Source organism: Giesbergeria sp. (assembly GCF_028686475.1).
GTDB lineage: Bacteria > Pseudomonadota > Gammaproteobacteria > Burkholderiales > Burkholderiaceae_C > Simplicispira.
The window spans coordinates 14,568-40,303 of record NZ_JAQUCA010000004.1 but is presented as its reverse complement, the minus strand read 5'-3'; the positions used below and the strand labels follow the sequence as shown (position 1 = coordinate 40,303).

The 25,736-nt window shown below is 57.8% G+C and carries 23 protein-coding genes; 12 read left to right on the top strand and 11 right to left on the bottom strand.

Features of this window, described 5'->3' with window-relative positions:
• Nucleotides 1-12: 12 nt before the first annotated feature.
• Entirely contained in the window at nt 13-1,434 is a 1,422-nt protein-coding gene (leuC, locus tag PHX60_RS03665; RefSeq protein WP_300074857.1) for a 3-isopropylmalate dehydratase large subunit, read from the bottom strand.
• Nucleotides 1,435-1,612: 178 nt separating this feature from the next.
• Here leuC and PHX60_RS03660 point away from each other — a divergent pair, with 178 nt between their 5' ends.
• From PHX60_RS03660 to PHX60_RS03635, 7 genes are all read left to right on the top strand, one after another.
• Nucleotides 1,613-4,036 carry a hypothetical protein gene (locus PHX60_RS03660; protein WP_300074855.1) on the top strand — a complete coding sequence of 808 codons (2,424 nt, stop codon included), beginning with the start codon at nt 1,613-1,615 and terminating at the stop codon, nt 4,034-4,036.
• A gap of 21 nt (nt 4,037-4,057) precedes the next feature.
• Nucleotides 4,058-4,327: a MerR family DNA-binding transcriptional regulator gene (locus PHX60_RS15985; RefSeq protein WP_366144331.1), complete on the top strand. Its 270-nt coding sequence runs from the start codon at nt 4,058-4,060 to the stop codon at nt 4,325-4,327.
• Complete coding sequence (locus tag PHX60_RS03655; protein WP_300074853.1) at nt 4,278-5,618, top strand: RNA-guided endonuclease TnpB family protein; 1,341 nt, start codon at nt 4,278-4,280, stop codon at nt 5,616-5,618. The genes PHX60_RS15985 and PHX60_RS03655 overlap by 50 nt, the downstream gene beginning before the upstream one ends.
• Nucleotides 5,619-5,631: 13 nt before the next feature.
• Nucleotides 5,632-6,081 (top strand): FecR domain-containing protein, encoded by a 450-nt coding sequence (locus tag PHX60_RS03650; RefSeq protein ID WP_300074851.1) that lies wholly within the window; start codon nt 5,632-5,634, stop codon nt 6,079-6,081.
• Between the two features lie 2 nt (nt 6,082-6,083).
• Nucleotides 6,084-6,695, top strand: a complete 612-nt coding sequence (locus tag PHX60_RS03645) for an OmpA family protein (protein ID WP_300074849.1) — start codon at nt 6,084-6,086, stop codon at nt 6,693-6,695.
• A 29-nt stretch (nt 6,696-6,724) separates the two neighbouring features.
• A complete protein-coding gene (locus PHX60_RS03640; protein ID WP_300074848.1) occupies nt 6,725-9,658 on the top strand; it encodes a caspase family protein in 2,934 nt (977 codons plus the stop codon).
• A 73-nt stretch (nt 9,659-9,731) separates the two neighbouring features.
• On the top strand, nt 9,732-10,391 hold the full coding sequence (locus PHX60_RS03635) for a glycine zipper domain-containing protein (RefSeq protein WP_300074846.1): 660 nt from the start codon (nt 9,732-9,734) through the stop codon (nt 10,389-10,391).
• Here PHX60_RS03635 and PHX60_RS03630 read toward each other — a convergent pair.
• Together PHX60_RS03630 and PHX60_RS03625 are read right to left on the bottom strand one after the other, a co-directional pair.
• Nucleotides 10,388-11,257, bottom strand: coding sequence for a lipid A biosynthesis acyltransferase (locus PHX60_RS03630; protein ID WP_300074844.1), 870 nt, complete (start codon nt 11,255-11,257; stop codon nt 10,388-10,390). The two genes, PHX60_RS03635 and PHX60_RS03630, sit on opposite strands and share 4 nt — an antisense overlap.
• On the bottom strand, nt 11,254-12,111 hold the full coding sequence (locus PHX60_RS03625; RefSeq protein WP_300074842.1) for a lysophospholipid acyltransferase family protein: 858 nt from the start codon (nt 12,109-12,111) through the stop codon (nt 11,254-11,256). Before PHX60_RS03625 ends, PHX60_RS03630 begins: the two co-directional genes overlap by 4 nt.
• A gap of 132 nt (nt 12,112-12,243) precedes the next feature.
• Between PHX60_RS03625 and metK the strand changes: the two genes are divergently transcribed.
• Both metK and PHX60_RS03615 read left to right on the top strand, forming a co-directional pair.
• Nucleotides 12,244-13,422, top strand: coding sequence for a methionine adenosyltransferase (gene metK, locus PHX60_RS03620; protein WP_300074840.1), 1,179 nt, complete (start codon nt 12,244-12,246; stop codon nt 13,420-13,422).
• Between the two features lie 94 nt (nt 13,423-13,516).
• Nucleotides 13,517-14,551 (top strand): bifunctional nicotinamide-nucleotide adenylyltransferase/Nudix hydroxylase, encoded by a 1,035-nt coding sequence (locus PHX60_RS03615; RefSeq protein ID WP_300074839.1) that lies wholly within the window; start codon nt 13,517-13,519, stop codon nt 14,549-14,551.
• Here the strand turns inward: PHX60_RS03615 and PHX60_RS03610 are convergent.
• Entirely contained in the window at nt 14,548-15,834 is a 1,287-nt protein-coding gene (locus PHX60_RS03610; protein ID WP_300074838.1) for a diguanylate cyclase, read from the bottom strand. The genes PHX60_RS03615 and PHX60_RS03610 overlap by 4 nt on opposite strands.
• A 204-nt stretch (nt 15,835-16,038) precedes the next feature.
• On the opposite strand from PHX60_RS03610, the gene groES reads away from it, so the two are divergent.
• Nucleotides 16,039-16,329 (top strand): co-chaperone GroES, encoded by a 291-nt coding sequence (groES, locus tag PHX60_RS03605; protein ID WP_300074837.1) that lies wholly within the window; start codon nt 16,039-16,041, stop codon nt 16,327-16,329.
• Nucleotides 16,330-16,376: 47 nt separating this feature from the next.
• Nucleotides 16,377-18,026 (top strand): chaperonin GroEL, encoded by a 1,650-nt coding sequence (groL, locus tag PHX60_RS03600; RefSeq protein ID WP_300074835.1) that lies wholly within the window; start codon nt 16,377-16,379, stop codon nt 18,024-18,026.
• A gap of 78 nt (nt 18,027-18,104) precedes the next feature.
• Here groL and PHX60_RS03595 read toward each other — a convergent pair whose 3' ends face one another.
• The 4 genes from PHX60_RS03595 to PHX60_RS03585 are packed head-to-tail and all read right to left on the bottom strand — an operon-like array spanning nt 18,105 to nt 19,665.
• Nucleotides 18,105-18,950: a hypothetical protein gene (locus PHX60_RS03595; protein ID WP_300074833.1), complete on the bottom strand. Its 846-nt coding sequence runs from the start codon at nt 18,948-18,950 to the stop codon at nt 18,105-18,107.
• A 45-nt stretch (nt 18,951-18,995) separates the two neighbouring features.
• Entirely contained in the window at nt 18,996-19,112 is a 117-nt protein-coding gene (locus PHX60_RS15980; RefSeq protein ID WP_366144332.1) for a hypothetical protein, read from the bottom strand.
• 18 nt (nt 19,113-19,130) lie between these two features.
• Nucleotides 19,131-19,421 (bottom strand): transcriptional regulator, encoded by a 291-nt coding sequence (locus tag PHX60_RS03590; RefSeq protein WP_300074832.1) that lies wholly within the window; start codon nt 19,419-19,421, stop codon nt 19,131-19,133.
• On the bottom strand, nt 19,411-19,665 hold the full coding sequence (locus PHX60_RS03585) for a type II toxin-antitoxin system RelE/ParE family toxin (RefSeq protein WP_300074830.1): 255 nt from the start codon (nt 19,663-19,665) through the stop codon (nt 19,411-19,413). Before PHX60_RS03585 ends, PHX60_RS03590 begins: the two co-directional genes overlap by 11 nt.
• A 171-nt stretch (nt 19,666-19,836) precedes the next feature.
• Here PHX60_RS03585 and PHX60_RS03580 point away from each other — a divergent pair, with 171 nt between their 5' ends.
• Complete coding sequence (locus tag PHX60_RS03580; protein ID WP_300074827.1) at nt 19,837-20,328, top strand: transposase; 492 nt, start codon at nt 19,837-19,839, stop codon at nt 20,326-20,328.
• Between the two features lie 75 nt (nt 20,329-20,403).
• Here PHX60_RS03580 and PHX60_RS03575 read toward each other — a convergent pair whose 3' ends face one another.
• The 3 genes from PHX60_RS03575 to PHX60_RS03565 form a co-directional block, all read right to left on the bottom strand.
• Nucleotides 20,404-20,676 carry a type II toxin-antitoxin system RelE/ParE family toxin gene (locus PHX60_RS03575; RefSeq protein ID WP_300074825.1) on the bottom strand — a complete coding sequence of 91 codons (273 nt, stop codon included), beginning with the start codon at nt 20,674-20,676 and terminating at the stop codon, nt 20,404-20,406.
• Nucleotides 20,673-20,954, bottom strand: coding sequence for a ParD-like family protein (locus tag PHX60_RS03570; protein WP_300074823.1), 282 nt, complete (start codon nt 20,952-20,954; stop codon nt 20,673-20,675). The genes PHX60_RS03575 and PHX60_RS03570 overlap by 4 nt, the downstream gene beginning before the upstream one ends.
• Before the next feature lie 265 nt (nt 20,955-21,219).
• A partial coding sequence (locus tag PHX60_RS03565) for an Ig-like domain-containing protein (protein ID WP_300074821.1) occupies nt 21,220-25,736 on the bottom strand: 4,517 nt, incomplete at its 5' end.

Below are 25,736 nucleotides of genomic sequence, written 5' to 3'. Positions count from 1 at the left end.
CTTTCAAGGTGATTAAGCCAAAGTGCGTACATCGACAAAATGGCCGTAGATGGCAGCCGCAGCCGCCATCGCCGGGCTGACCAGATGGGTGCGGCCCCCTGCGCCTTGGCGACCTTCAAAGTTGCGGTTGCTGGTGGAGGCACAGCGCTCGCCCGGCTCTAGGCGGTCGGCGTTCATAGCCAAGCACATGCTGCAACCGGGTTCGCGCCATTCAAAACCGGCGGCCTTGAAGATTTCGTGCAGTCCTTCGCGTTCGGCTTGGGCTTTTACCAAGCCAGAACCGGGCACGACCAGCGCTTGCTTGATATTTTTGGCGACTTTTTGGCCCAACTTTTTCACCACGGCAGCGGCTTCGCGCATGTCTTCGATGCGGCTGTTGGTGCAGGAGCCAATAAACACCTTATCGACAAAAATATCGTTGAGGGGCTTGCCCGGTTGCAGGTTCATGTACTGCAAAGCGCGTTCGATGGCCCCGCGCTGGTTGGCATCTTTTTCTTTGTCGGGGTCGGGCACGACGGCATCAATACCCAACACCATCTCGGGCGAGGTGCCCCAAGTCACTTGCGGCACGATGGTTGCGGCATTCAGAGTGACCACGGTGTCAAATTGGGCATCGGCATCGGAATGCAGCGTCTTCCAATAGCCTACGGCTTGCTCCCACTCTACGCCGGTGGGCGACAGGGGACGGCCTTTGACGTAGTCGATGGTCTTGTCATCCACCGCCACCAAACCAGCGCGCGCGCCAGCCTCAATCGCCATATTGCACACCGTCATGCGACCTTCCATGCTCATGGCGCGAAAGACGGAGCCTGCAAATTCAATCGTGTAGCCCGTGCCACCGGCGGTGCCAATTTTGCCGATGATGGCCAGTACCACATCTTTGGGCGTGACACCGGGGGCCAAGTTGCCATCCACTTGCACCAGCATGTTTTTGGCTTTTTTGGCCAGCAGGGTTTGCGTGGCCATGACATGCTCCACCTCGCTGGTGCCGATGCCGTGGGCCAAAGCGCCAAAGGCACCATGCGTGCTGGTGTGGCTGTCACCACAGACCACGGTCATGCCGGGCAAGGTGGCGCCGTTTTCTGGCCCCATCACATGCACGATGCCTTGGCGTTGGTGCATGAAGGGGAAGAACGCCGCCGCGCCGGTTTCGGCAATGTTGGCGTTGAGCGTGGTAATTTGCTCTTTGCTGATGGGGTCGGTGATGCCGTCGTAGCCCAGCTCCCAGCCGGTGGTAGGGGTGTTGTGGTCGGCCGTGGCCACAATCGAGCTGACGCGCCAGACTTTGCGCCCGGCTTGGCGCAGGCCCTCAAAGGCTTGCGGGCTAGTGACTTCATGCACCAAATGGCGGTCAATATACAGAACGGCAGTGCCGTCTTCTTCGGTGTGGACGACGTGTTCGTCCCAGATTTTGTCGTACAGGGTGCGTCCCATAGTGGTCTCTCTGTGCATTCAGGGGGGGAGGGTGATTTTAGGCCGGGCGCGCTGTGGGTGTGTCCATTGCAGTGCCAAGGCCGAAGAAAACCTGCGGCGTAACCGCCGATTAGCGCTACCATTGTTTCAGGGGCTTTGCTTGGGGGTAGCTCCGGTTCGGTCTGTCTTGTCCATCATCATGCCAAAGGATTTTGTTGTGCGCCTGCGTTCTACCATTCTTCGTGCGGCCTTGGTCGCTTGTTTTAGCACGGGTTTCGCTTTGGGCGCGGCAGCCCAAACGGTGGCCGAAGGCCCTGACCATGCCAGCCAAGTCTTGGGCAATGCGTGGGACATGACCGGGCAAGACGATGTCTATCCGCTGTGGTGGACACACAACCTCCGTGCTGCCACGGTGGCCAATGGCACGATGACGGGTACTGCGCGGGATACAGATCCGCATTTTTGGTTGCAGTTTCCGCCCATCCCTTCGGCCATCTCTGCACTCAACTTGGCACAAACCCCGATAGATGCCAACCGTTATACCCATTTGTCTATTTTGATGTGGTTGCCGGACACGGTGGTCTCTGGTGCCAGCAATGGGCGACTGGTGTGGCACCACGGTGGCAACACCGTCGCGGCTTTTGATGCTGCTTATTCCGAATCGGCACTGTTTCCGGTCTATCCGGGTTGGCATTTGTACCATTTTGATTTGGCTGCCCTACCGCCGCGGGTAGGCCTGCCGTGGAACGGCACGATGTACGGTTTGCGTATTGATCCTTGTGTCGGATGCAATGTGCAGTTTCAAATTGATTGGGCACGTTTGTACCATCCAAATGAAGCCACCCCCATTAGTTTGCCAGCCGGTAAAACCCATTGGCTGACCGAAATCCAACCCACAGGCAGCAGCCAAACTGTAAACACCGTGCTGCCTGTGGGCAACCAACCAGGGGCGGTAGCCAGTTTGCCGCCCGGTAGTTACCGGGTTGCAGCTATCAGTGATGGGGATTACGCCCTGAGCCAGCGCGGCAAGGCTTGGACGTTTGACACACAAAACGACGTGCTGTGGTCTAGCAACTATGGTTTATCTGGGGCCAGTACGGATAGCAATGGCCTGCGAGCCACTACCAATAACCCTGATCCGTCTCTACAACTGGATATTCCACAGCAGCAGCCGATCGATGCCAGTAAATACCGCTACCTGACCATCGACATGAGCCTAGACCGCATCCCGCCAGACGAGTCGGGCTTGTTGGTCTGGTGGGGCGATCAGGCGGCGGCCGTGCGCCACCCCAGTGACTTTATTCCAGTGCAGGCCGGTCGTGCTACCTACCAGATTGATTTGCAGCGTTATCCGCAATGGGCCGGGCTGGTACGTGCTTTGCGTATTGACCCCCTCAATGGCCCGGCTGTAGACCAAGGGATCGGCTTTACCTTGCATAGTGTACGCCTCACCACGACGGCAGGCTTACAAGAAACTGTGGCCTATAACGATACGCCATTGACCATCAACGCGCGGCCTAGCGTCAAAATCTTGTCGCCCAGCCCCGAAGATGGTGAAGACTACGCTTTGGTAGAGCAGGGCAAGGCTTGGACGATGCAACCGGGCCAAGTCAAACGCCCAGAGCTGAGCAATTTAAGCGGTTGGGAATACATCAACCGCATTCCAGATTTGGAACAAAGCGGTTCTTTTTTTCATGCCACTTCCCAGCCAGCCCGTAGCGGTCAAACCGAAGGCGATCCGCATGTCTTTTTAACCTTCCAAGAAAACACTTATCCAATTGCTGCCAACAATTACCGTTGGTTGGGCTTTGATTTGTATGTGCCGATGGATGCCACAGCGCAAAGCGAGTTGACGCGCGGTGCCATGATGCGCTTGGCTTGGAAGGCCAACGATGCCGACCCAGGTGTCACGTCCGACGATGTAATTTTGTTGCCTGGCTTGCAGCGCTATTGGTTTGACATGAGTCAGCTGGTGTATGAGCCAGCCAGTGCGCGCACTTGGGGCGATATGGTGCGCTATTTGCGTATCGACCCATTGGAGCTTCCCGAATCACGCCATTTTTATATGGGGCCAGTGCAATTGCGCTCTATCCCTTCAGCACGCCATGTGTTAGCCGTGACCCTGCAATTGACCGATGCGGATGGCGATGCGCTCAACGTGAAGGTGATGAGCGGTCACACGGTGTTGGCCCAAGCCGATGGGCTGGCTGCAGGGCAGACGCACCAAATCATTGCCAGCTTGGCCGCCTTGCCTGCTGGTGAACATCCGATTAGCGTGGAAGTGTCAGACGGGCGCAGCAGCATCCAGCGTACCGCGATGGTGCCAGTGCGTAAGCTTAACCTGCAAGCCCCGGTGCCCACGGCGCAAATGCGCTCGGCCGACCGGGTATTTGCTTGGGCCGAGCAATTGCTGGGCGGCACTTTGGGCGCAGGCACGCCCTCAGGACAGGGCCATGCTTGTTTGCAAGGCATTCCTGGGGCCTATGGTCGCAGTTACGCTGCCAGCGGTATTTGCCTGTTTACTCTGGATGGGTTGGTGCTGTACACCCTGCATGGCGGTGACGTGGTGCTGGCGGGTTCTTTGTCCTCGTTGCTGACCCAAGCAGCAGCAACTGGGTTCTAATCTGAGGCTTGGGCAGGTACGATGTCAAGAGAAAAGGAACTCAACTCTGGCATTTCTAATGATATGCGTATTATCATTCCTGTAAAAAACACTATGAGTATAGGCAAAGCGGCCAAGCTGCTGGGCATATCGGTTAAAACGCTACGACGCTGGGAGCGTGAGGGGCGGTTAATTCCTATAGGATGCAGTCGGGTGACGGGAAATCAAAACGCTCATGACAGACGAACCATTGGATTCAGCGATGCAACTGTCCCACAAAATTGCGCTTTGCCCAACCCCAGAACAGGCTGACTATTTCAAGCGCGCTTGCGGCACTGCGCGGCGCGTCTGGAACTGGGCACTGGCCGAGTGGAACCGTCAATACGCAGCCGGACAAAAGCCCAATGCGATGGCACTGAAAAAGCAATTCAATGCCATCAAGTACAGCGACGCGCAATGGCTGGATGAAAATGGTCAGCCGTGGTTGCGCGACATTCACCGCGATGCCCACGCCCAACCCTTTGCACATCTGGCAAAAGCTTGGAGCCATTTCTTCGCGCAGGTCAAGGCAGGCCAAAGCGCCCATGCACCGCAGTTCAAGAAAAAGGGACGCTGCCGCGACAGCTTCTATGTGGCCAATGACAAGTTCAGTGTGGATGGCATGACGATTCGCCTGCCAAAAATTGGCAAAGTGGCTATGACGGAGGCGCTACGCTTCGAGGGCAAAATCTGCGGCGCAACAGTTTCGCGCACCGCAGATACTTGGTTTGTGGCGATTCAAGTGGAAGTGCCCGATACACAGTTCTACCGGGCCAGAACAGCACACGGCATCACCGGCGTTGACCTTGGCATCAAGGCAGTCGCCACCCTCTCTAGCGGTGAATCCATCCAAGGGCCAAAACCACTCAAAGCGGCACTACGCAGGCTGAAAATCCGTGCGCGGCGTATCAGTCGCAAAATCGAATCTGCAAAAGTTCAGGCTGGGTTTGCGCCAAACGCCAAGCTGCCCAAAGGTACACGACTACCCATTTCTAACAACCGTAGCAAGTCTGCTGCGACATTGGCACGGCACCATGCGCGCATTGCCCATATCAGAGCCGACTTTATGCACAAGCTCACCACCCGACTGTGCCGCGAAAACCAAGCGGTAGTCATCGAGGATTTGAATGTCCAAGGGATGCTGGCCAACGACAAGCTGGCACGCGCCATCAGCGATATGGGCTTTGGCATGTTTGGCACGCAGATGCAATACAAGGCAAAACGCTTTGCTACCCGGCTGGTTATCGCCGACCGCTGGTATCCAAGCAGTCGCCTGTGTTCGGTCTGTGATTGGAAAAACGAAGCGCTAACGCTGAAAGATCGGCAATGGACATGCCCGCACTGCGGCAGCCACCATGACCGAGACCACAACGCCGCGCTCAACCTACAACGGCTGGCAACCGAAACTGCCCTACCCGTGGCGAGTCCGACCGGCAACGGCGGCGCTGTGACAGAGACCGTCTCTGCCATAGCCGGGAAAGTCACGCCTGTTAGATACGAATGTGGTCAGCAAGACACGTCGGGACAGGAAAAGAACCGTGTGCAATCTTGCACACTTTCTTGATAGCAGGGTCACGATGTTGCAATGTAAAAAAATAGGGCCTGCGCTCTTGTTGCTGCTGTTGGGCAGTGCTTGGGCGCAAACTGGCGGCTGGGTGGCGCAGGTCAAAGTCGCCCGAGGGATTGTCCAGCTGGAGCGCGCTGGCCAGCGTTTTCCAGCTCCAGTCGGGTTGCGCCTGAAAGAAAACGACACCTTATTGACTGCTGCCAACGGTTCGGTGGGGGTGATGTTCAACGACAACTCGGTGTTATCGATGGGACCCAATGGCGAGGTGCTGTTGGAGCGCTATGCCTACGATTCCACCACCTACCAAGGGGCTTTTGATGCCTTTGTCAAGCGCGGTGCCGTATCCATTGAGGCGGGCAATTTGGCCCAAGCACAACCCGATGCGGTGCGCTTGAAAACCCCCCAAGCCGCCGTCAGCGGTAAAACGCAGCAGTTTGCTGTGCATGTAGAAGGAGAATAAGGATGCAGCAACACGCAAAAAGCGCACGCATTCTGGGCGGCTTGCTGCTACTGGGTTTGCTGTCTGCCTGTGCAGGCCCACAGGAAACTTATACCGTTTTGCCGGGGGCCGATGGTCAGGCCGGTAGCCTGACGGTTCAACCGCGCCAAGGCCAAGCGCTGCAAATCTCTGGGGCCTATGCCAGCGCTGTGGGGCATTCCGGGCGCACCCCAGAGCGCGTTACCTTAACGCAGCCACAAATCCAAAACTTGTTTGGCGAGGCCCTGTCGGCCAAACCCGATGCGCCGCTGCGTTTTACCCTGTATTTCAAAGAGGGCAGTGACGAGCTAACCGATGCCTCGCAGGCCGATTTTGCACAGGTGTTAGAGGCCGTCAAACTGCGCCCGGCACCCGATGTGGTGGTGGTAGGGCACACCGACCGGGTTGGGCCATTGGCCGATAACGACCGGCTGGCACTGCGCCGGGCCGAAAAGCTACGCCAGCTGTTGCTGACACAGGGTCTACCGGCCGATAGCATCCAAGCGGCAGGGCGCGGCGAGCGCGAACCACTGGTCAAAACCGCCGACGAAGTACAAGAACCGCGCAACCGTCGGGTGGAAATGTTGGTGCGCTAAACGTTCAACGTTAAACGATAGGGGCCGCCATGTGGAAAATCCTGATCTTGGGCTGGGTCTTGTGCTGCTCTGGCATCGCAGGTGCGGTAGAAGTACCCAAAGAGCCGGTATTACGCATCGAAACCGGTGCCCACTTGGCCCCTATTACCCGCATCAGCGCTGACAAGGCCGGGCAATGGGCCGTCACCGCCTCCGAAGACAAAACGGTTCGCCTCTGGAACCTGCTCAACGGGCAACATTTGGCGGTGCTACGTCCACCGATTGGCCCAGAAAAACTCGGGGCGCTGTACGCCGCTGCTATCTCGCCCAACGGACGGCAGGTGGTTGCAGGTGGCAATTCGGCCTTTGATGGCAACGCCCACGCCCTGTATCTATTTGACCGGGCCACGGCCAACTTGCCGCCCAAAAGCACCTTGGTGGGATTAGAAGCCCCCATCACCGAGCTGGCCTGGTCTAGCGATAGCGAATTGGTGGCGGTGGGTTTGCGCCAGCAAGGGGTGCGCGTTTTTCGGCGTAATTTGTCTTTTGTTGGCGCAGACCCTGAGTTCAATGACGTGGTGTATGGGGCCGCCTTTGCCCCAGATGGACGCTTGGCCGTGGCCAGTTTGGACGGCGCAGTGCGTCTCTACGTCGTCGCCCAAGGGCAATTGCAACGTGTGGCGCGCAAGCAATTGCCGGGCGTGCCTTATGGCATTGCTTGGTCACCCGATGGACGTGAATTGGTGGTGGGGCTACAAGACCGCCCCAGTGCCCTGATTTTGGACGCAGACACCTTGACACCGCGCCACGCCTTAGAAGTCGGTGGTGCGGGCAATTTGGGACGCGTGGCGTGGTCGGCAGACGGACGCACCATTTATGCGGGCGGCAGCGCCAGCCGCGCCGGGCGTTTTGCCGTGTTTGCTTTTGCCGAGCGTGGTCGTGCCGCCGGGCGTGAAGTGGCCAGCTTTGGCAACATCATCAGCGCGCTGGCCAGCCATGCCCAAGGCGTGGTGGCCAGTTCTGCCGAACCCGCTTGGCTGGCGCTGGATGCCCAAGCCCAGCCACGCTTCATGCAGGCTTCGCCGCGTGGCGATTTTCGGGATGCTGGGGTGGCGTTTCGCGTCAGTGCCGATGCAAAATCCTTGGTGCTGCCCATGACAATGGGTGGGCGTGATGTCATCAGCTTTGACTTGACCCAAGGCGAATTGCGCCCCGGCGATACTGCGCCCAACACCCAAGCGCCGACCTTGCCAGCGGGCTTAGAACAGTGGCGCAACAGCACACAGCCACGCTATCGCGGCCAAATTTTGCCCTTGCAACCAGGCGAGGTCGCGCGTAGCGCTGTCGCACTGGCCCAAGGCTTTGCGCTGGGCAGCGAATGGGCTTTGCGCTGCTTTGGCACCGATGGCCGATTGCGCTGGCAAAGCCGCACCCCCGGCGTGGTCTGGGCCGTCAATGCCAGCCAAGATGGCCGCTGGATTGTGGCAGCACTGGGCGATGGCAGTGTACGTTGGTACCGCAGCCACGACGGCCTAGAGCAGTTGGCCTTGTTTGTCCATGCGGACCGCGAACGCTGGATTGTCTGGACTCCCTCGGGTTACTACGACACCTCAATGGGGGGCGAGTCGCTGGTGGGCTGGCACGTCAACCGGGCTTTTAACCAAGCCTCGGATTTTTTCTCGGTCGGGCGTTTTCGTGAACGCTTTTACCAGCCCAGCGTGGTGCAAAAATTGCTCGAATTGGGCGATGAAACCGCCGCCGTGCGCGCGCAACAACAAGAACTGGCGCTGCTGGAACGCATGAACGCCGCCGAGGAAGCGCCTCCAAGCCGTCCCGTTGCACCCCAGCCAGTCGCCGTGCGCCCCAGCGCGCCCACACCAACGCCAACGCCTTCTGCATCTATCACCGCCGCTTTACCTCCCGTGATTGAGCTGCAATCGGGCCAACAAATTGACAGCTTGGCCCCCGAGATTGCCCTCAGCTACACGGTGCGCTCGCCAGACAACGCGCCGCTAACGGCGGTCAAGGTGCGCGTCAATGGCAAGCTAGAACGCAAGGTCAAGCTGCGTAGCAACCGGGGGGTGGATGGCACGGTGTACGAAAGCTACATTCCGGTGCCCCCAAAAAATTCCGAAATTGTGCTGATTGCCGAAAACCGGCACAGCAAATCCGAGCCGGTGAGCGTGCAGGTGCGTCGCCAAGCCCCAGAAGCCAGCGCCAAGTCGGAAGCCCCACCCTACTTAGAGACTTACGACACCCTGTATATGTTGATTGTGGCCATCAACAAATACCACGGCCCCAATGCTTTGCAACTGCCAGTGAAGGATGCCCAAGATTTTCGCCGCCAAATGACGCGCGTGGCCAACCCACCTCCCGGCAAAGTCAAGCTGTACCGCAACCAAGAAATGCGTATTTTGGTGGATGAGCAAGCCACACAAGAAAATATCCACGCTGGACTGCAATGGCTACGCGAGAAGGTGGGCGAAAAAGATGCCGGGGTGGTCTTTTTGGCCGGGCATGGTATTTCGCAGGACAATGCCTATTATTTCATTCCGTACCGCCCGAATGATGCTGGAAAACAAAACGATTGGCTGGCTGGCACCGAAATTGTCGAGACCTTGCAAAATTTGCCAGGACGCGCCTTGTTTTTCTTAGATACTTGCTACTCTGGCGCGCTGGCCAATCAGGCCAGAGCAACCAGTATTATCAATGCGATGGACGAAGAGCGCGGCGTGATTGTGTTTGCCTCTTCCACGTCCAAAGAACAATCGCAAGAAACCGAAGAATGGGGCAATGGTGCTTTCACCAAAGCCTTGATTGAAGGTTTGCGCGGCGAGGCGCAAGACACGCGCGACCAGCTGGTTTATCCCAGTGGCCTCAAGCGTTACGTCACGCGCCGGGTGCGCGATTTGACCGAAAATCAGCAACGGCCTTACGTCAGCGATCACGGGATTGATGATCCGATTGCCAGCGTTGTTCAATAAACTGAAGGAGGGTAGATTGATGGGGTTTCAAAAAATACAACGGCCCGTTGCGGCAGCCTTAGCGAGCGCTTTCTTGTTGTCCGCTTGCGTCACCGCCCCCGATGGCACGAAGCAGCTGGACAGTAAAGTCATGGGCGCTTTGTTGGGGGCAGCGGCGGGCTGCGCTGTCGGTTCGGCCGTTGATGGCAAAAAAGGCTGTTTAGCCGGTGCCGTGGTGGGTGCGGCGGCGGGGTTCATGATTGCGTGGCACTTTGAATCGAAAAAAATCAAAACTGCCCAAGAAATTAATGCTGAATACGCACGCCAAAACCAACTTCAACCTAAAAATCGGGTCAATCTACCCAAAAATGATGTGGTAGTGGCCAAGTTTCAACCCCGAGTCAGCAGCGCTGCACCCGATACCAAAGGGCAAAAGGAAGTGCAAATCACCGCCAATACCGATTTGGTGGGTTATGGCGACCAAGCACCCAAGGTGCAGCAAACTTACGCCATCTACGACGAACACAACAAGCTGGTAGAACAAAAAACGGAAGACGTGGCCAGCGTCGATGGCGCGGGGCGTTACCAAACCACCTCCAAATTCAAGTTGCCCGCCGAAGCCCAGGGCAAAAACTACACCGTCAAAACGGCGTTGGTGTCGAACAACCAAACCGTCAAGGAAAACGCCTACAAAGTTTCGGTGCGCGAGGATGGCCAACTGCTGGTGCAGGCACTGGCACCCACAGAGGTTTAATACACCCCCGGCTCGCCAGCGGGCCGGGTTTTGAAGCGTTTATGCACCCAGTAATATTGGCCCGGTATCGGGTCAATGTAGCGCTGCAATTCTTGGTTCATGCGCAGGGTGTCCGCTTCCACGTCGCCGCTGGGAAAATGCTCCCATGCCGGGGTAATCTCTGCCACATAGCCCGTGGGCGTGAGGCGCGTCACCATGCCCACCACTTTGGCGCGGCCTAAACGCGCAAAGCGCGACAACGATGGCACCGTGGCCGCCGGTACGCCATAAAACGGCACAAACAGCGAATCGTTCGCGCCAAAATCCATATCCGGCAACAGGTACAACAGTCCGCCTTGGCGCAAATTGCTGATGATCGGTTTCACACCATCGGCGCGATTGAGCATGCGCACATCACCAAAACGCTGGCGGCCTTGCATAAACCACGCATCTACCGCCGCATTGGGGTGCGTAGAAAAAATCGAGGTAAAAGGCCGGTTGGTATGCAGTGGCAGTGCCAGCCCGCCCGCATCCATGCCATAAAAGTGCGGGGCAAAAATAATGGTGGGAGTATCACCATCGAGTTCATGGACGGCACCTTGCAATTGCACCCGCTCTAACACGACTTCACGCGGGGCGGCCCAGAGCCAACTGCGGTCTAACCAAGTTTGGCAGAAGGCAATAAAACACTCGCGCGCCCACGCCTTGCGTTGCGCGGTGCTGGCCTGCGGAAAGCACAACTCCAGATTGCGCAAGGCGATTTTGCGCCGTGATAGCGGCAGGGCAAACAGCACACTGCCAATCAGCCAGCCTAAAGCCCGCAACACAGGCAGCGGCCAACGGGCCAGCACATGGCGCATCAACCAGACCCCCCAGCGCGCGCTCATGTAGCAGCTCCGGTGGTGGGTGCTGCTGCCTCGCTGCGTGGGTGTTTGTAGCGGTCATAACCCCACAGATACTGTTGCGGGCATTGGTGAATCAGGTGTTCCATAGCTTGGTTAATTTGCAACACGGCAGTTTCTAGCTGCGGGGCCAGTGGCACGGGCAAGGGTTCAAAGAAAACTACAAAACCGCGTCCCCACGACAGGCGCTCACAGCGCACCAGCACCACAGCAGCGCCAGTTTGCAAGGCCAGCCGGGCTGCCAGTGTCATGGTGTAGGCATCGCGGCCAAACATGGGGGCCCAATGGCCTTGGCCCTCGGGGGGGACTTGGTCGGGCAACAGGCCCACGGCCTCGCCCCGGCGCAGCGCTTTAATCATCTGGCGCACCCCGGCCAAGGTGGTCGGCACCGCCTGCATACCGGGGCGGTTGCGTGCGGTTTCCATCACCTTGGCCAGCCACGGCTGGCGTGCCGGACGGTACAGTACCGTGATGGGGCCATGCGTGGCGCTCCAGCGCCGGGCAGCGGCTTGGGCCGACAACTCAAAGCAACCCAAATGGGGCGTGAGATAAACAACGCCGCGTCCAGCTGCATAGGCGCGCTCCACATGCTCCTCCCCCACCAAGCGGCACGGCGGCGGCGCACCCAGCCACAAGCGCGGCAATTCGGCCACCATGCGCCCGGCGTGGGCCACGCCAGCCCGCACTTGGGCAAAACGGTAACCCGCCAAGGCCGCATTGGCTATCAGGCGGCGGCGGTAGCTGGCAGAGGTACAAAAAACCAGCCAGCCCAGCACCGCGCCCACAGCGTGCAACAACCACAATGGCAGCTTAGAAAAGACTTGAAAAGCAATAGGCATTAAGATGTAGGGGTCGCTGAGTTAAAAAGAGCAACTTGCAGGGCGACGTTAAACACATCTGCTAAAGCGTTCGCCAAAACTCGTTCCGAGTGGGCGCAACGCCCAAGTGCTGAACTACAGGAGTTTATTCAAATGGCGAACGACTTTCTTTTTACCTCCGAATCGGTCTCTGAAGGCCATCCCGACAAGGTGGCGGACCAAATCTCCGATGCGATTCTGGATGCCATCTTTGCCGAAGACCCGCGCAGTCGCGTAGCGGCCGAAACCCTGACCAACACCGGTTTGGTGGTGCTGGCCGGAGAAATCACCACCAACGCGCATGTCGATTACATCCAAGTGGCGCGCGACACCATCAAGCGCATTGGTTACGATAACACCGATTACGGCATTGACTACAAAGGCTGTGCGGTGCTGGTGGCTTACGATAAGCAATCCAACGACATCGCCCAAGGGGTGGACCATGCCTCAGACGATTACCTCAACATTGGCGCCGGTGACCAAGGCCTGATGTTTGGCTACGCTTGCGACGAAACCCCCGAGCTGATGCCCGCCCCCATCTACTACGCACATCGTTTGGTCGAGCGCCAAGCCCAATTGCGTAAAGATGGCCGCTTGCCCTTTTTGCGCCCCGATGCCAAGAGCCAAGTCACGATGCGCTATGTAGATGGTAAGCCGCACAGCATCGACACCGTGGTGCTGTCGAGCCAACACCATCCCGACCAAAGCGATGGCAACAAGATGAAGCCCAGCTTTGTCGAGGCGGTGATTGAAGAAATCATCAAGCCGGTGCTGCCCAAAGAGTGGTTGCAAGACACCAAATACCTCATCAACCCGACCGGGCGCTTTGTGATTGGTGGCCCGCAAGGCGATTGCGGTTTGACCGGCCGCAAAATTATTGTCGATACCTACGGCGGCGCTTGCCCGCATGGCGGCGGTGCGTTCTCGGGCAAAGACCCAACCAAGGTGGACCGTTCTGCGGCTTACGCTGCCCGCTATGTCGCCAAAAACATTGTGGCCGCTGGTTTAGCCAAGCAATGCCAAATCCAAGTGGCCTATGCGATTGGTGTGGCGCACCCCATGAACGTCACGGTCTATACCGAGGGCACGGGCGTGATCCCAGATGAGCAGTTGTCTAAGCTGGTGCAAGAGCATTTTGACCTGCGTCCCAAGGGCATCATCCAAATGCTGGACTTGCTGCGCCCCATCTACCAAAAAACCGCTGCCTACGGCCACTTTGGCCGCGAAGAACCCGAGTTCACTTGGGAGCGCACCGACAAAGCGGCGCTGCTGCGTGCAGCAGCGGGGCTGTAAAGCCCCATGAAGCTGCACCAGCAGCTTCAAGCCGCCTTGCGTTACAAAGCGGCGCTGCTGCGTGCCGCCGCAGGGCTGTAAATATCCTTTCACCATGTACGACACCGCTATTTATATTGGACGTTTTCAGCCGGTTCACCAAGGCCACGTCGCCTTGTTACGCCATGCGCTGGCCCAGGCGCGCCAAGTAGTGGTGGTGTTGGGTTCGGCGTGGCAAGCGCGTTCGGCCAAGAACCCTTTTTCTTGGCAAGAACGCGCCGAGATGCTGCGCCAAGCCCTGCCCGCCGCTGACCATGCCCGTGTGCAGTTTGTGCCGGTGCGCGACTATTACAACGAAGCGCGTTGGGTGGCCAACGTGCGCCAAGAGGTAGCTGCCCGCATACCTGCGGGGGCGCGCATTGCTTTGGTGGGGCATTTCAAAGATGCCAGCAGCAGCTATTTGCGTAGCTTTCCCGGTTGGGAGCTACTGGACGTAGCGCGCCAAGGGGCCATTGATGCCACCACCATCCGCGATGCCTATTTTGGCGCTGGCCGTGGTGCCGTGCTAGGGGCCTTGGCCCCACTGGCCGAGCAGATGCCCAGCACGACTTTGGCGCTGTTGCACCGCTTTGCCCAAAGCAGTGATTATTCGCCACTGCAACGAGAATGGGAGATGCTGCGCCAATACCGCGCGGCTTGGGCCAGCGCCCCTTATGCGCCGGTGTTTGTCACGGTAGATGCCTTGTTGCGCTGTCAAGACCAGGTGCTGTTGATTCGGCGCGGCCATGCACCCGGCATCGGGCAGCTGGCGCTGCCGGGTGGCTTTTTGGAGCCACGCGATACCCTATGGCAATCGTGCCTGCGTGAGCTGGCCGAAGAAACCTGCTGTAATTTGCCAGAGGAAAGCTTGCGCGCCGCCTTGCGCCAAGTGGCCGTGTTTGACCACCCCGACCGCAGCCAGCGCGGACGCACCATCACGCATACCCATTATTTTGATTTGGGCACGCAAGCCTTGCCCGCCGTGCAAGCCGGAGACGATGCCGCGCACGCCCAATGGCACCCGATTAGCCAATTGGCCGCCTTAGAAGCCGAGTTTTTTGAAGACCACTTCCATATGCTAGACCACTTTTTGGGCTTAACCAGCGCCTAGGCTACCAGCTGCTCAGCCACTTCTACCCGATTACGCCCTTGGGCCTTGGCGCGGTACAGCGCCGAATCAGCCGCCAAAAACAGCTCATCAGCCCGCTGCCCATGCTGGGGAAACATCGCCAAACCAAAACTGCAACTGATGCCTTGTAGCCCCGGCACTTCGGGCCATTGCAAGGCTGCTAGACACTGGCGCACGCGCTCGGCAGCGAGTTGTACCTGTTCACAGCCCATGCCGGTACTAATCCACAAAAATTCTTCACCCCCCCAGCGGAACAGATAATCGGTGGACCGCACTTGCGCTTTCACTTCGCGCGCTACGGTACGCAGAACCTGGTCGCCCACTTGGTGACCAAAACGGTCGTTGATGTCCTTAAAGTGGTCTAAATCCAGCAAGCACAAACCCATAGCAATCTCTTGGCGCTGGCAGCGCTGCAACTGCTGGGGCAAAATGCGTTCACACTCGCGGCGATTGAGCAGCCCTGTCAGTACATCGTGTGAGGCCTGCCTTTGCAAAGTTTGTTCGGCGTGCTTGCGGTCGGTAATGTTTTGCACCATACCCACTACGCGCGTTGGTTGGCCTTGCGCATCGCGTTCGCACACCCGCCCTCGGTCATGTACCCACAGGTAATGGCCGTTGCGGTTGCGTAGCCGGTATTCGGCCTCGTAACGTTCGCGCAGGCCTTGGATATGTTCTTGCAGGGCGCGGCGCACCCGACTGACATCCTCGGGATGAACATTGTTGACCCAAGTCTCTAAGGTAGGCTTCATTTCGTGCGGGCCGTAGCCCAACATGCGCTTGAGTTGTGGGCTAAAAAAGACTTCGTTGTTGAGCAAATTCCAATCCCACAAGCCATCGGATGCCTCGGTCAGGGCATAGCGCAATTGCACATCGCGGTCGTTCAGGTCTTGCTCTAGCGCCAAACGGCGGCCAATGTTGCGCGCTACCGAGACAAAATACTCCTTGCCCTCGTGCATGAACGCACTGGTGGCGACTTCTACCGGCACTTCAGCGCCACTGCGGTGGCGGTGGCTGCCAATAAACACAAACTGCCCCTGCGCCGCGCGAACGGCTTGGGCAATGCTGGCCCATTGTTCCAGCCCAATCACATCTTTTTGCAAACTCAGCACCGACTGCTGCACCACTTCATGGCGCGGCAGGCCCACCTGCTGCAAAGCGGCGGCATTGCAATCGAGGATGTTGGAAGTTTGCGGGTCTAGCAGATAGACCGCATCGGGCAGGTACTCAAACACCGACTGGTGCAAGGAGGGGATAGAAGTTTGCATGGTGTTGTTCTTGTTGCAAAGCCCAATGTTAAGGCACAGGCTTTGTAGGCCTACCCCTTGAAAGCTGGCAAAAAGCCCTTATCATTAGCACTCGACTGGCAAGAGTGCTAACAACACCCTGTCAGCGGAAGATTGGCCAAGCGTCTGCCCATGCAGATGTCGGTAAACAAAGTAAATTTTTTCACCCCTTCAGGAGATAGACCTATGAAACTTCGCCCCCTGCACGACCGTGTCATCGTTAAGCGCATCGAAAGCGAAACCAAGACTGCCTCCGGCATTTTTATCCCTGACAACGCCGCCGAAAAGCCCGACCAAGGCGAAGTGCTGGCCGTCGGCCCCGGCAAAAAGAACGACAAGGGCGAACTGATCGCCCTGAACATCAAAGTGGGTGACCGCGTGTTGTTTGGCAAATACAGCGGCCAAACCGTCAAGGTCGATGGCAATGAACTGTTGGTCATGAAAGAAGATGACCTGTTCGCCGTAGTGGAAGCCTAAGCGCTTACCGCACTGAACCCTATTTTTAGCATTTTGGAGAAATACACATGGCAGCAAAAGACGTAGTTTTCGGCGGCGAAGCCCGCGCCCGCATGGTTGAAGGCGTGAACATTTTGGCCAATGCGGTCAAGGTCACGCTCGGCCCCAAGGGTCGCAACGTGGTGCTGGAGCGCTCCTTCGGCGCCCCCACCGTGACCAAGGACGGCGTGTCCGTGGCCAAAGAGATTGAACTCAAAGACAAGCTGCAAAACATGGGCGCACAGATGGTCAAGGAAGTCGCTTCCAAGACTTCTGACAACGCTGGCGATGGTACTACCACCGCTACCGTGCTGGCCCAGTCCATCGTGCGCGAAGGCATGAAGTACGTGGCCGCTGGCATGAACCCGATGGACCTCAAGCGCGGTATCGACAAGGCGGTTGAAGTCCTGATTGCCGAACTGAAGAAGGCTTCCAAGCCCACCACCACTTCCAAAGAAATCGCCCAAGTGGGTTCGATTTCTGCCAACTCTGACACCAGCATCGGCGAAATCATCGCCAACGCGATGGACAAAGTGGGCAAAGAAGGCGTGATTACGGTAGAAGACGGCAAGAGCCTGCAAAATGAACTCGACGTGGTCGAGGGTATGCAGTTTGACCGTGGCTACCTGTCGCCCTACTTCATCAACAACCCCGAAAAGCAAGCCGCGATTCTGGACAACCCCTTCGTGCTGCTGTTCGACAAGAAAATCAGCAACATCCGCGACCTGCTGCCCACGCTGGAGCAAGTGGCCAAGGCTGGCCGTCCGCTGCTGATTGTGGCCGAAGATGTCGAAGGCGAAGCCTTGGCAACGCTGGTGGTCAACACCATCCGTGGCATCCTGAAGGTCGTGGCTGTGAAGGCTCCTGGCTTTGGCGACCGTCGCAAGGCCATGTTGGAAGACATCGCCATCCTGACTGGCGGCAAGGTTATCGCTGAAGAAGTCGGCCTGACTTTGGAAAAAGTCACGCTGGCCGATTTGGGCCAAGCCAAGACCATTGAAGTGGGCAAAGAAAACACCATCATCATCGACGGCCACGGCGCTGCCGCTGACATCGAAGCCCGCGTTAAGCAAATCCGCGTGCAAATCGAAGAAGCTACCTCCGACTACGACCGCGAAAAGCTGCAAGAGCGCGTGGCCAAGTTGGCTGGCGGTGTGGCTGTCATCAAGGTGGGCGCTGCCACCGAAGTCGAAATGAAGGAAAAGAAGGCCCGCGTCGAAGACGCGCTGCACGCTACCCGCGCTGCGGTGGAAGAAGGCATTGTGGCCGGTGGTGGCGTGGCCCTGCTGCGCGCACGCCAAGCGGCTGGCACCATCAAGGGTGACAACACCGACCAAGACCACGGCATCGCCTTGGTATTGAAGGCCATCGAAGCGCCTCTGCGCGAAATCGTGGCCAACGCCGGTGGCGAGCCTTCGGTGGTGGTCAACGCCATCTTGGCTGGTTCGGGCAACTACGGCTTCAACGCTGCCAACGATACCTACGGCGATATGATCGAAATGGGTATTCTGGACCCCACCAAGGTAACCCGCACTGCGCTGCAAAACGCCGCTTCTGTGGCCAGCTTGATGCTGACCACCGAGTGCATGGTGGCCGAAAGCCCCAAGGCCGAATCGGCAGGCGGCCCTGACATGGGTGGCATGGGCGGTATGGGTGGCATGGGCGGTATGGGTATGTAAACCCGGCCCGGCTGGCGCGCTGCTTGCGCCAGTCTTGCTTGCCAAGCCCGCAGGTTTAACGCTTGCGGGCTTTTTTGTTTAGCGCTGCAAGTTGCTAAACGGATTGACAAACGGCTGCACAGGCCGTGGCACACCAGCATTGGCGCGTGCAGCGGCCAAAGCGGCTGCCAGACTATTGAAGCCTCCTCCACTGCTGGGATTGGCCTCGGCAGCTGCTGGGGGAGAAGGGCTATTGGCGTTGCCGTTTTGGCCCACCGCGATGCTACCGGGCGTACTGGGTGCTGCTGCGCTAGTACTGCTAGGGGCTGGGGCGGGAGCTGCTGCCGCGCCTTCGGCACCAGCGGTGGCAATGGCGTTGGCCAAAGAGGTGCCCCCTCCTGCCGTAGCGCCCGCGCTTTCGGGCGTAGCACTGGCCCCTTGCACGGGCGTCGCTACGGGGGCCGCTGCGCTGGCGTTGCGGTCGGTTTTTTTGGTGAAGGGTACCCACAATTGCCCGCCTCTGGCTTGCAGCACCAGCTGGTGTGGCTCAATTTTGGCCAAGGTAAATTCACCCAAAGATTGGCCTTCGCTCAGGGTGGCAAAAGCACGGCCTTCGGGGGCCAAATGGGCAAAGCGTTTACCCACCTTGACGGTGGCCCGCTTGACCGGGCCAGCAATCACGACACCGTAGAGTTGCAAATCTTGGTCGGTAATCGGGGTGGGTGGTGGTGGTGGCGGCGGCGGTGGCGGCGGCGGTACCCGGTCGGGCCAGACTTTGCGCGCAGGGTCAAAGGGGTTGCTGGCTTGCAAGGAGGGGGCAACCGATGGCTGTGGGGGAGGGGCAACCACAGCAGCAGGGCTGGTTTGAACAGCGGGTGCCGTGTGCGCGCCGGTAGCGGCCCCCAGCAAACACGCCGACAGCAAAAGGCGGGAGGTAGAACTCAATTGGGGTACCCAAAAAATTATTTTGTAGTGGTGATCGTGCCAAGCTCAAAAATCCTCAAGCGTGGTGCGGGTGGTTTTACCTGCCTTAGCATCTTTGATAGCGGCCAGTGTAGTGGGGTTGGGGCGAGGCAACTCGATGGGCAGGCCACCATTCTCGACAATGCTACGCAGCTAAAATTTTCAGGTGTGGAGCATTAACAAGGCATTTGGATTAGCTTGGACGATTTTTAATAATGCACGAGCCGGGCCGGTAGGGCGAACCCGGTGTTGTTCCCAGTTCTGTAGGGTTTTAGGCTTGACACCGATCAGGTAGGCAAAGCGGCTCTGGCTTAGACCGGTACGCTCCCGAATGGCCTTGACATCAGGTTCTGGAAATTCATGCACCTTGGCACCGGCGACCACTTTGCCATCCATGTGAGAACCCATGTCGCGAACGCTCTGTAACAATTCTTCAAATTGCTTATCGTCCATGATTTAACTCCATATCCATGACATCGGCCAAACGCTGTAGCTGATTTGGTGTGAGGTCTTCTGCCACATTCTTGGCATAGGCATAGACAAAATAGCACTGGTCTTGATTAGCCCAGTGGTAGTAGATCACTCTGGCCCCACCGCGCTTGCCACGTCCTGACAGCGGGACGCGCAACTTACGCAAACCGCGACCGCCGGGAATCACATCACCAGCAGCAGGACGCTCTAGCAACGTTAGCTGCATTTGTCATATTTCTTCATCCGAAAACAGCGCTTGGGCACAGCGAATGAAGATAGGAAGCTCCACAAAAACCATGCTTTCCATTGTACGCTATTAGCGTAGATAGTGGGCCGTTGACCGCGCAATATTGGATTGCACGCAACCCAAGCTACGAGGATATGGCAACATGCAGCCATGCAATACCGACGCGACAACACCCCCGGCGGGACGTATTTTTTTACCGTGGTGATGTTTAGGCGTTGGCCGTGGTTTAGCGATGCCCGGCATGTGGCCCATTTGCGGCAAGCGTTTGCCGATGAGAAAGCACGGCGACCGTTTGAGATTAACGCCATTGTGGTGATGCCCGACCACCTCCATACAATTTGGACATTGCCCGAGGGTGATAGCGATTATTCAACCCGGTGGCGCAACATCAAGCGCGGATTTACCGCCAAAGTGCCCGCCGAAGAACGCCCCGCCGTGTGGGGCAGTCGCGCCGACAAGCAAGAGCAAGCGATTTGGCAGCGCCGGTTTTGGGAGCACCGCATTCTGGATGAGCGCGATTTTGCCAACCATGTGCAATACATTCACCATAACCCGGTGAAGCATGGGTATGTAGAACGCCCCGAAGATTGGCCATACAGCAGCATCCACCGCCACCACCCCACCCTCCGCCCCACCCCGTAGGTTGGGCTGCGTAAGCAACCCAACAATCCCCTGGATTTTCAATGGAGCCGGGAGTGTGGGTGCATGAAAAGGTTATTAACGCTTGAGGTTGCGGTAAAAATTTTCATGGGGGCCAATGGCCAGAAAAGTGCGTGAAGTTTCGTCGTACAGATAGGCCAGCAGATAAAGCTGCTTCATGCAGTCGAATTTGTACACCCGCACACCAGCAAGGTCGCCTTTTTTTTCCTCTCCCAGCTGAGGATTAAGAATCACTGCACGCATTGCCTCATGAACGGCATCGCGCTGATTGGGATGTAGTTTTTTATAGGCCCGCTTAAAAGCAGGACGCTGCTGCAACGCCATTATCATGGATTTGGAAAATCAAATGGCTCTGACTCCTCTTCCAGTGCCAGCAAAGTGTCGCGCACAAATTCAACCGGCAAGTCTGGATTGTCTAGTGCAGCTTTACCCACCTTAGCCCAATAGGCCACTTGCTGGGGAATAGAGCGCATCTCTGCTTTGGCCCGCACTTTTGCGGTCTCGTACAGTGCTTCATCAATTCGGATAGGGATACCCATTGCAGCTTCTCCTTGTAGCAATAAACTACAATTGTAGTTTTGAGTCCCCTTGCTGTCAAACAGGGGCATCTGACACTGCCCAAGGACTAACGGCACAACGCCAGCCCGCACAACTACGAAGCTCCCCAAACCAAACCCCAAACCGATGCACCCCATAAAAAAAACCGCCCCACCCCCGAAGGGATAAGGCGGTTTTTGTGTTTACCGTTTACCGCGTGGTGTTGGGTTCCACGCCGCCATGAAAAAACCGCCCCACCCCCGAAGGGATAAGGCGGTTTGGTTTACCGTTTACCGCGCAATGTTGGGTTGCACGCAACCCAACCTACGAGGCTGATTAACCCAAGAACTCCAGGTTGCCAGCGATGGTACCAACGATGGTAGCGATGTCGGCGGGAGTGTTGAAGGTTTCAGTAGCGGCACCCTGGAAGCCAGGTGTTCCGAAAGCAGTAGCAGCAGCAGCATTAGCAGTCGCGGCAACAGGTACAGTGGTCACACCATCAACCAACAGTGCGCTGACAGCCGGAGCCAAAGCATCAAAGGCGATCAGGTCATTGAAGTTGACGGTAGCACCGTTGATGGTGACCGCAAAGTTCAGGAACTGCTTGTTCGCAGCAGCAGGGAAGCTAGCATTGAACGCCGAGTTCGACTCAGAAACCACGATGGAGGTGATATCTGCATTCAGTGCAGCTTGATTGGCATAGCCACCCAGTTGCAGCTTATCAGCATCGGCACCAGTACCAACGGTGAAGCCAGTGATGTTCACAGTGGAAGCAGCCACGGGCTTGGCTGCCAGCACAATGGTATCTTGGCCGCCATCCTTAGCAGCAGTCGCGGGTGCCAGCGTTGCTGGGGTAGCTTGAGCACCGCCCACGCCTACCGTAGTAGTGGTTGCAGCAGCGGTAGCTACCACAGCCGTATCGGCGGTAGTCGCGCCTGCAGTAGCGGCAACGGCACCACCAGCGGCCACAGCCACAGGAGCAGCCACCACCGGTACAGGTGCAGCAGCCAGCAACAGGTTGGAGGCATCAAAGCCAGCGGCCAAAGAAGCGGTGGTCACGCCCTTGAGCACGGCCAAGTCCACTACGTTTTGCAGGTCAACGCCACTACCAGTAGCAGTGGTAGTCACAGTGGCCAGGCGCACATCGCCACCAGCAGTGGCAGAGTAGGCCACCAGCACAGTATCACCAGCAGTACCACCAGCCAAGTTGAACAACTTAGCTTGCAGCGCTTGAGAATCAGCAGCCAGCATGTCCGACATGGTGCTGTCAAGGATAATCAGTTCAGCCGTACCAGCAGTGCCACCAACAGCAGGCAAAGCACCGTTCAAGGCCTTGACCACGGTGGACGAAACCGTACCGTTGGCACCAGACAGACCCAAACCGCTCAAATCCAGCACGTCATTGCCAGCGCCCAAGGTGAAGTCAGTGATGCTATCGACTACGGTGTTGGTAGCGCCGGCCAGATTGCCGTTGTTGCTCAGAACAAAGCGATCCGAACCTTCACCACCGGTCAACATGTCAGAACCGGCAGCACCATCCAAGATGTCATTGCCTGCACCGCCGACGATGTTGTCGTTACCGGCATCACCGACCAGCACGTCGTTCTTGCTACCGCCCTTGATGGTGGCACCCGAACCCGAGAAGTCGATGGCGCTGGTGTTTTGCGCACCGGTAGATGCGCTGGCATCAAATTCCTTCAGCGCAGCACCGCCACCAGCGAAACTGACGGTCAGGGCTTCGGAGCCAGCAACCACCAGCTTGGCCAGATCGGCATTGCCAGTCACGGTCACAGTGTTGGTAGCTGTGCTACGGCCCAAAGCAGCCACGTTCAGGGTTTCGACACCTGCAGCGGTCAGAGTACCGGCAGCCACTGCAGCAGCGTCGGTAGCCGTACCCAAATTCAGGTTCAGGGTGTTGGCGGTGCCAGCCAAAGAAGCATCTTTGATGTTGGCTGCAATGGTACCCAAGCCAGAATTCAGAACATTCAAGGCTGCGTTGTCTTGCAGGTTATCAATCTGCGTCGTTACGCCGAGACCTGCCGTACCAAACACTGTGACGTTATTCACGTTACCAGCCTTGGACACATCCAAAGTACCAGCGGTCAGGCGGGTTTGGATGTTGATGGCTTCCACATTCGACACACGGCCCGCATTGAAGGCAGCTTGCAGTGCGGCAAAGGTGTTGGCACCCAAGGTGTCGTTGCCAGCGCCGCCGTCGATTTTGTCGCCAGCATCCAGCGAGCCAGCAAACAAGATGGTGTCGTTGCCGGTGCCGCCCTTGAAGTCCACATCCACGGCATTGACGGCATTGATGGCCAGTTTGCCAGCAAAGGCGGAAGCATCGACCGTACCGCCAGCATTGGCCAGGTTCAAGGTGCCCAAGGTCAGGTCTTGGTCACCGGTTACCACCAGCTTAGTCAGGGTGTTGACAGCGCCGTTGTCACGCACGTTCAGAGCAGCCAAGTTGCTGGCAGCGCCTTCGGTCTTGACGTTAACGGTTTCAAAGCCTTGGGTAGCAGCACCACCGTCCAAGTTGACAGTGTAACGGCCACCGGCAGCGCCGACCACGTTGTTCAGCGTCAGGCTGGCGGCATCGGTAGTACCAGACAGCACGCCCGACTTCCAGTTGTAGTCGGAAGTTTGGCTGGCGGTGGTGGCATCCTTGATGGACACGGCCACATCAGCAGCAGCAATGTTGTTGACGGTCAGGCCAGCAGTGGATTGCTTTTCGACCACAGTCTTGACGGAGTTGTCGAGGTTGTTAGCCAAGTCTAACACTGCACCAGCAGCAGCATTGCGTACTTCCACCACTTCCACGTTCTTCAGGGTGTAAACGGGGTTTACGGCTGCAGTGTCAATGGTCAGGTTCAGGGTGTCAGTACCAGCGGCACCGTCGATCACATCACCCGTGTTCAGGGTAGTGTTAGCAGCGGCAGCAGAGATGGTAGCAATGTAGGTATCGTTTCCAGCAGTGGCTTTGCCAGCGGGCTGGGTGAACTCTTCCACTGCGGGGGTCAGGGTGAAGCTGGCCACAGTAGGATCAACCGGGGCAGCAGTAGCCACGGTGAAGTTCAGGGTGGTTTGGTCACTGATGCCAGCGTAAGGGTTGCCGGAAGCATCCAGCACGGCGGTGTCGGCCACGTTGACGTAGTAGGAAGCACCCACCTTCAGGTCATTCGCAGGATTGACGGTGATGGTGTTGGTGGCGGCATCGAGCGTGACCTTGCCAGCGTCGGTGACGGCAATGGTTTGGGTGTCGGTAGCATCATTCACATTGGTGATGGTGATGTTGCCGGTGCCCAGAACCACAGCTTCGGAGAAGGTCAGGGTCAGGTTGGCTGTAGCTGCCACAGAGGAGGCGTTGTCGGCGGGGCTGGACGATGCCAAGGTGGGGGCGACCACGTCGGAGCTGGCCAGCTTAGCGTCGATGGCAGCAACTTCGTTACCGGCTTCATCCTTGAGGACGTTGCCAGCGTAGCTGACCTTGACTTCGCCTGTGGCGGCCAAGGCTTGGGTCAGTGTCAGGGTGACCGAGCTGCCGCTGATGGTGGCAGTGCCAACGCTGAAGCTGGTAGCGCCTTGGGTCACGGTGAACAAAGCGGCAGGGTTTTGCAATACAGCGGCTTGCAGGGCTTCGTCAAAGTTGAGCTTGACCACGGTGCCATTGGCAGTGACGGCCACCACCTCGGGGGCCACGTCGTCCACATCGGTCACGTTGACGGTGACGTTGGTGGCAGCGGAGGCGTTGCCAGCGGCATCTTTGGCGACTACGCCCAGGGTGAAGCTGTTGTCACCGGTTTCGAAGTCGTTGGAAGCGGCAGTAGCAGCGGCACCAGCTTCGGTCAGGGTGATTTTGCCTTCGGCATCGATAGCGAAGAAACCTTCATCGTTGCCCGAGGTGATTTCAAAGGCGGTCACGCCCACAGCATCGGTGGCAGCTACGGTGCCCACAGCGGCACCAGCTTCTTGGTTTTCAGCATAGCTGAAGGCTTGGTCGGCGGCTACTACGGGGGCATCGCTATCGGTGGTGCCATCGGTAATGATGACCGTAGCACTGGTGGCCACAGCATCAAAAGTGCTGTTGAGCAGCGCTACCTTGAAGCCTTGGAAGCCTTCAGTGCCATCGTTGGCCTTGGGCGTGATGCTGAAGGTAACCGAGGTTTGACCGGCAGGCAGCACTACGGTTTGCACCACATCGGCAGCAAAATCAGCGGGTTCAGCTTTGGTGATACCAACAGCACCATTCTTGTCGTCGCCAGTGATAACCAAGTGGAAGGTTTGATCGACATCGGCAGCGGGGCCAGCAGTCAGGGTGAATTCTGCGGCAGTACCTTCGGCCACAGACGGAGCAGCTGCGGTCAGAGTGAAGGTAGAGGATGCGTTTTCCTCCACGTTGGTCACGTTCAGCGCCACGGTGGTGGCAGCGGAAGCGTTGCCAGCGGCATCGGTGGCGACCACGCCCAAGGCGAAGCTGTTGTTACCAGACTCAAAGTCATTGGCAGCAGCGGCACCGGCTTCGGTCAGGGTGATTTTGCCTTCGGCGTCGATAGCGAAGTAGCCTTCATCGTTGCCAGAGACGATTTCAAAGGCAGTCACGGCGACATCATCGGTAGCAGCCACGGTAGCCACCACAGCGCCAGCAACTTGGTTTTCGGCGTAGTCGAAGGCTTGGTCGGCAGCTACTTCGGGAGCAGCGGTGTCAGGAGGGGTTTCATCCACGTCGGTGACGTTCAGCGCCACGGTGGTGGCAGCGGAAGCGTTGCCAGCGGCATCGGTGGCGACCACGCCCAAGGCGAAGCTGTTGTTACCAGACTCAAAGTCATTGGCAGCAGCGGCACCGGCTTCGGTCAGGG

Coding starts and splice junctions, on each gene's coding strand:
- metK (WP_300074840.1), top strand. CDS start 12,244: ATGGCGAACGACTTTCTTTTTACCTCCGAATCGGTCTCTGAAGGCCAT.
- PHX60_RS03615 (WP_300074839.1), top strand. CDS start 13,517: ATGTACGACACCGCTATTTATATTGGACGTTTTCAGCCGGTTCACCAA.
- groL (WP_300074835.1), top strand. CDS start 16,377: ATGGCAGCAAAAGACGTAGTTTTCGGCGGCGAAGCCCGCGCCCGCATG.
- PHX60_RS03630 (WP_300074844.1), bottom strand. CDS start 11,257: ATGAGCGCGCGCTGGGGGGTCTGGTTGATGCGCCATGTGCTGGCCCGT.
- PHX60_RS03570 (WP_300074823.1), bottom strand. CDS start 20,954: ATGCCCCTGTTTGACAGCAAGGGGACTCAAAACTACAATTGTAGTTTA.
- PHX60_RS03655 (WP_300074853.1), top strand. CDS start 4,278: ATGCAACTGTCCCACAAAATTGCGCTTTGCCCAACCCCAGAACAGGCT.
- PHX60_RS03650 (WP_300074851.1), top strand. CDS start 5,632: ATGTTGCAATGTAAAAAAATAGGGCCTGCGCTCTTGTTGCTGCTGTTG.
- groES (WP_300074837.1), top strand. CDS start 16,039: ATGAAACTTCGCCCCCTGCACGACCGTGTCATCGTTAAGCGCATCGAA.
- PHX60_RS15985 (WP_366144331.1), top strand. CDS start 4,058: ATGTCAAGAGAAAAGGAACTCAACTCTGGCATTTCTAATGATATGCGT.
- PHX60_RS03660 (WP_300074855.1), top strand. CDS start 1,613: ATGCCAAAGGATTTTGTTGTGCGCCTGCGTTCTACCATTCTTCGTGCG.
- PHX60_RS03590 (WP_300074832.1), bottom strand. CDS start 19,421: ATGGACGATAAGCAATTTGAAGAATTGTTACAGAGCGTTCGCGACATG.
- PHX60_RS03610 (WP_300074838.1), bottom strand. CDS start 15,834: ATGCAAACTTCTATCCCCTCCTTGCACCAGTCGGTGTTTGAGTACCTG.
- PHX60_RS03645 (WP_300074849.1), top strand. CDS start 6,084: ATGCAGCAACACGCAAAAAGCGCACGCATTCTGGGCGGCTTGCTGCTA.
- PHX60_RS03575 (WP_300074825.1), bottom strand. CDS start 20,676: ATGATAATGGCGTTGCAGCAGCGTCCTGCTTTTAAGCGGGCCTATAAA.
- leuC (WP_300074857.1), bottom strand. CDS start 1,434: ATGGGACGCACCCTGTACGACAAAATCTGGGACGAACACGTCGTCCAC.
- PHX60_RS03580 (WP_300074827.1), top strand. CDS start 19,837: ATGCAATACCGACGCGACAACACCCCCGGCGGGACGTATTTTTTTACC.
- PHX60_RS03640 (WP_300074848.1), top strand. CDS start 6,725: ATGTGGAAAATCCTGATCTTGGGCTGGGTCTTGTGCTGCTCTGGCATC.
- PHX60_RS03585 (WP_300074830.1), bottom strand. CDS start 19,665: ATGCAGCTAACGTTGCTAGAGCGTCCTGCTGCTGGTGATGTGATTCCC.
- PHX60_RS03625 (WP_300074842.1), bottom strand. CDS start 12,111: ATGCCTATTGCTTTTCAAGTCTTTTCTAAGCTGCCATTGTGGTTGTTG.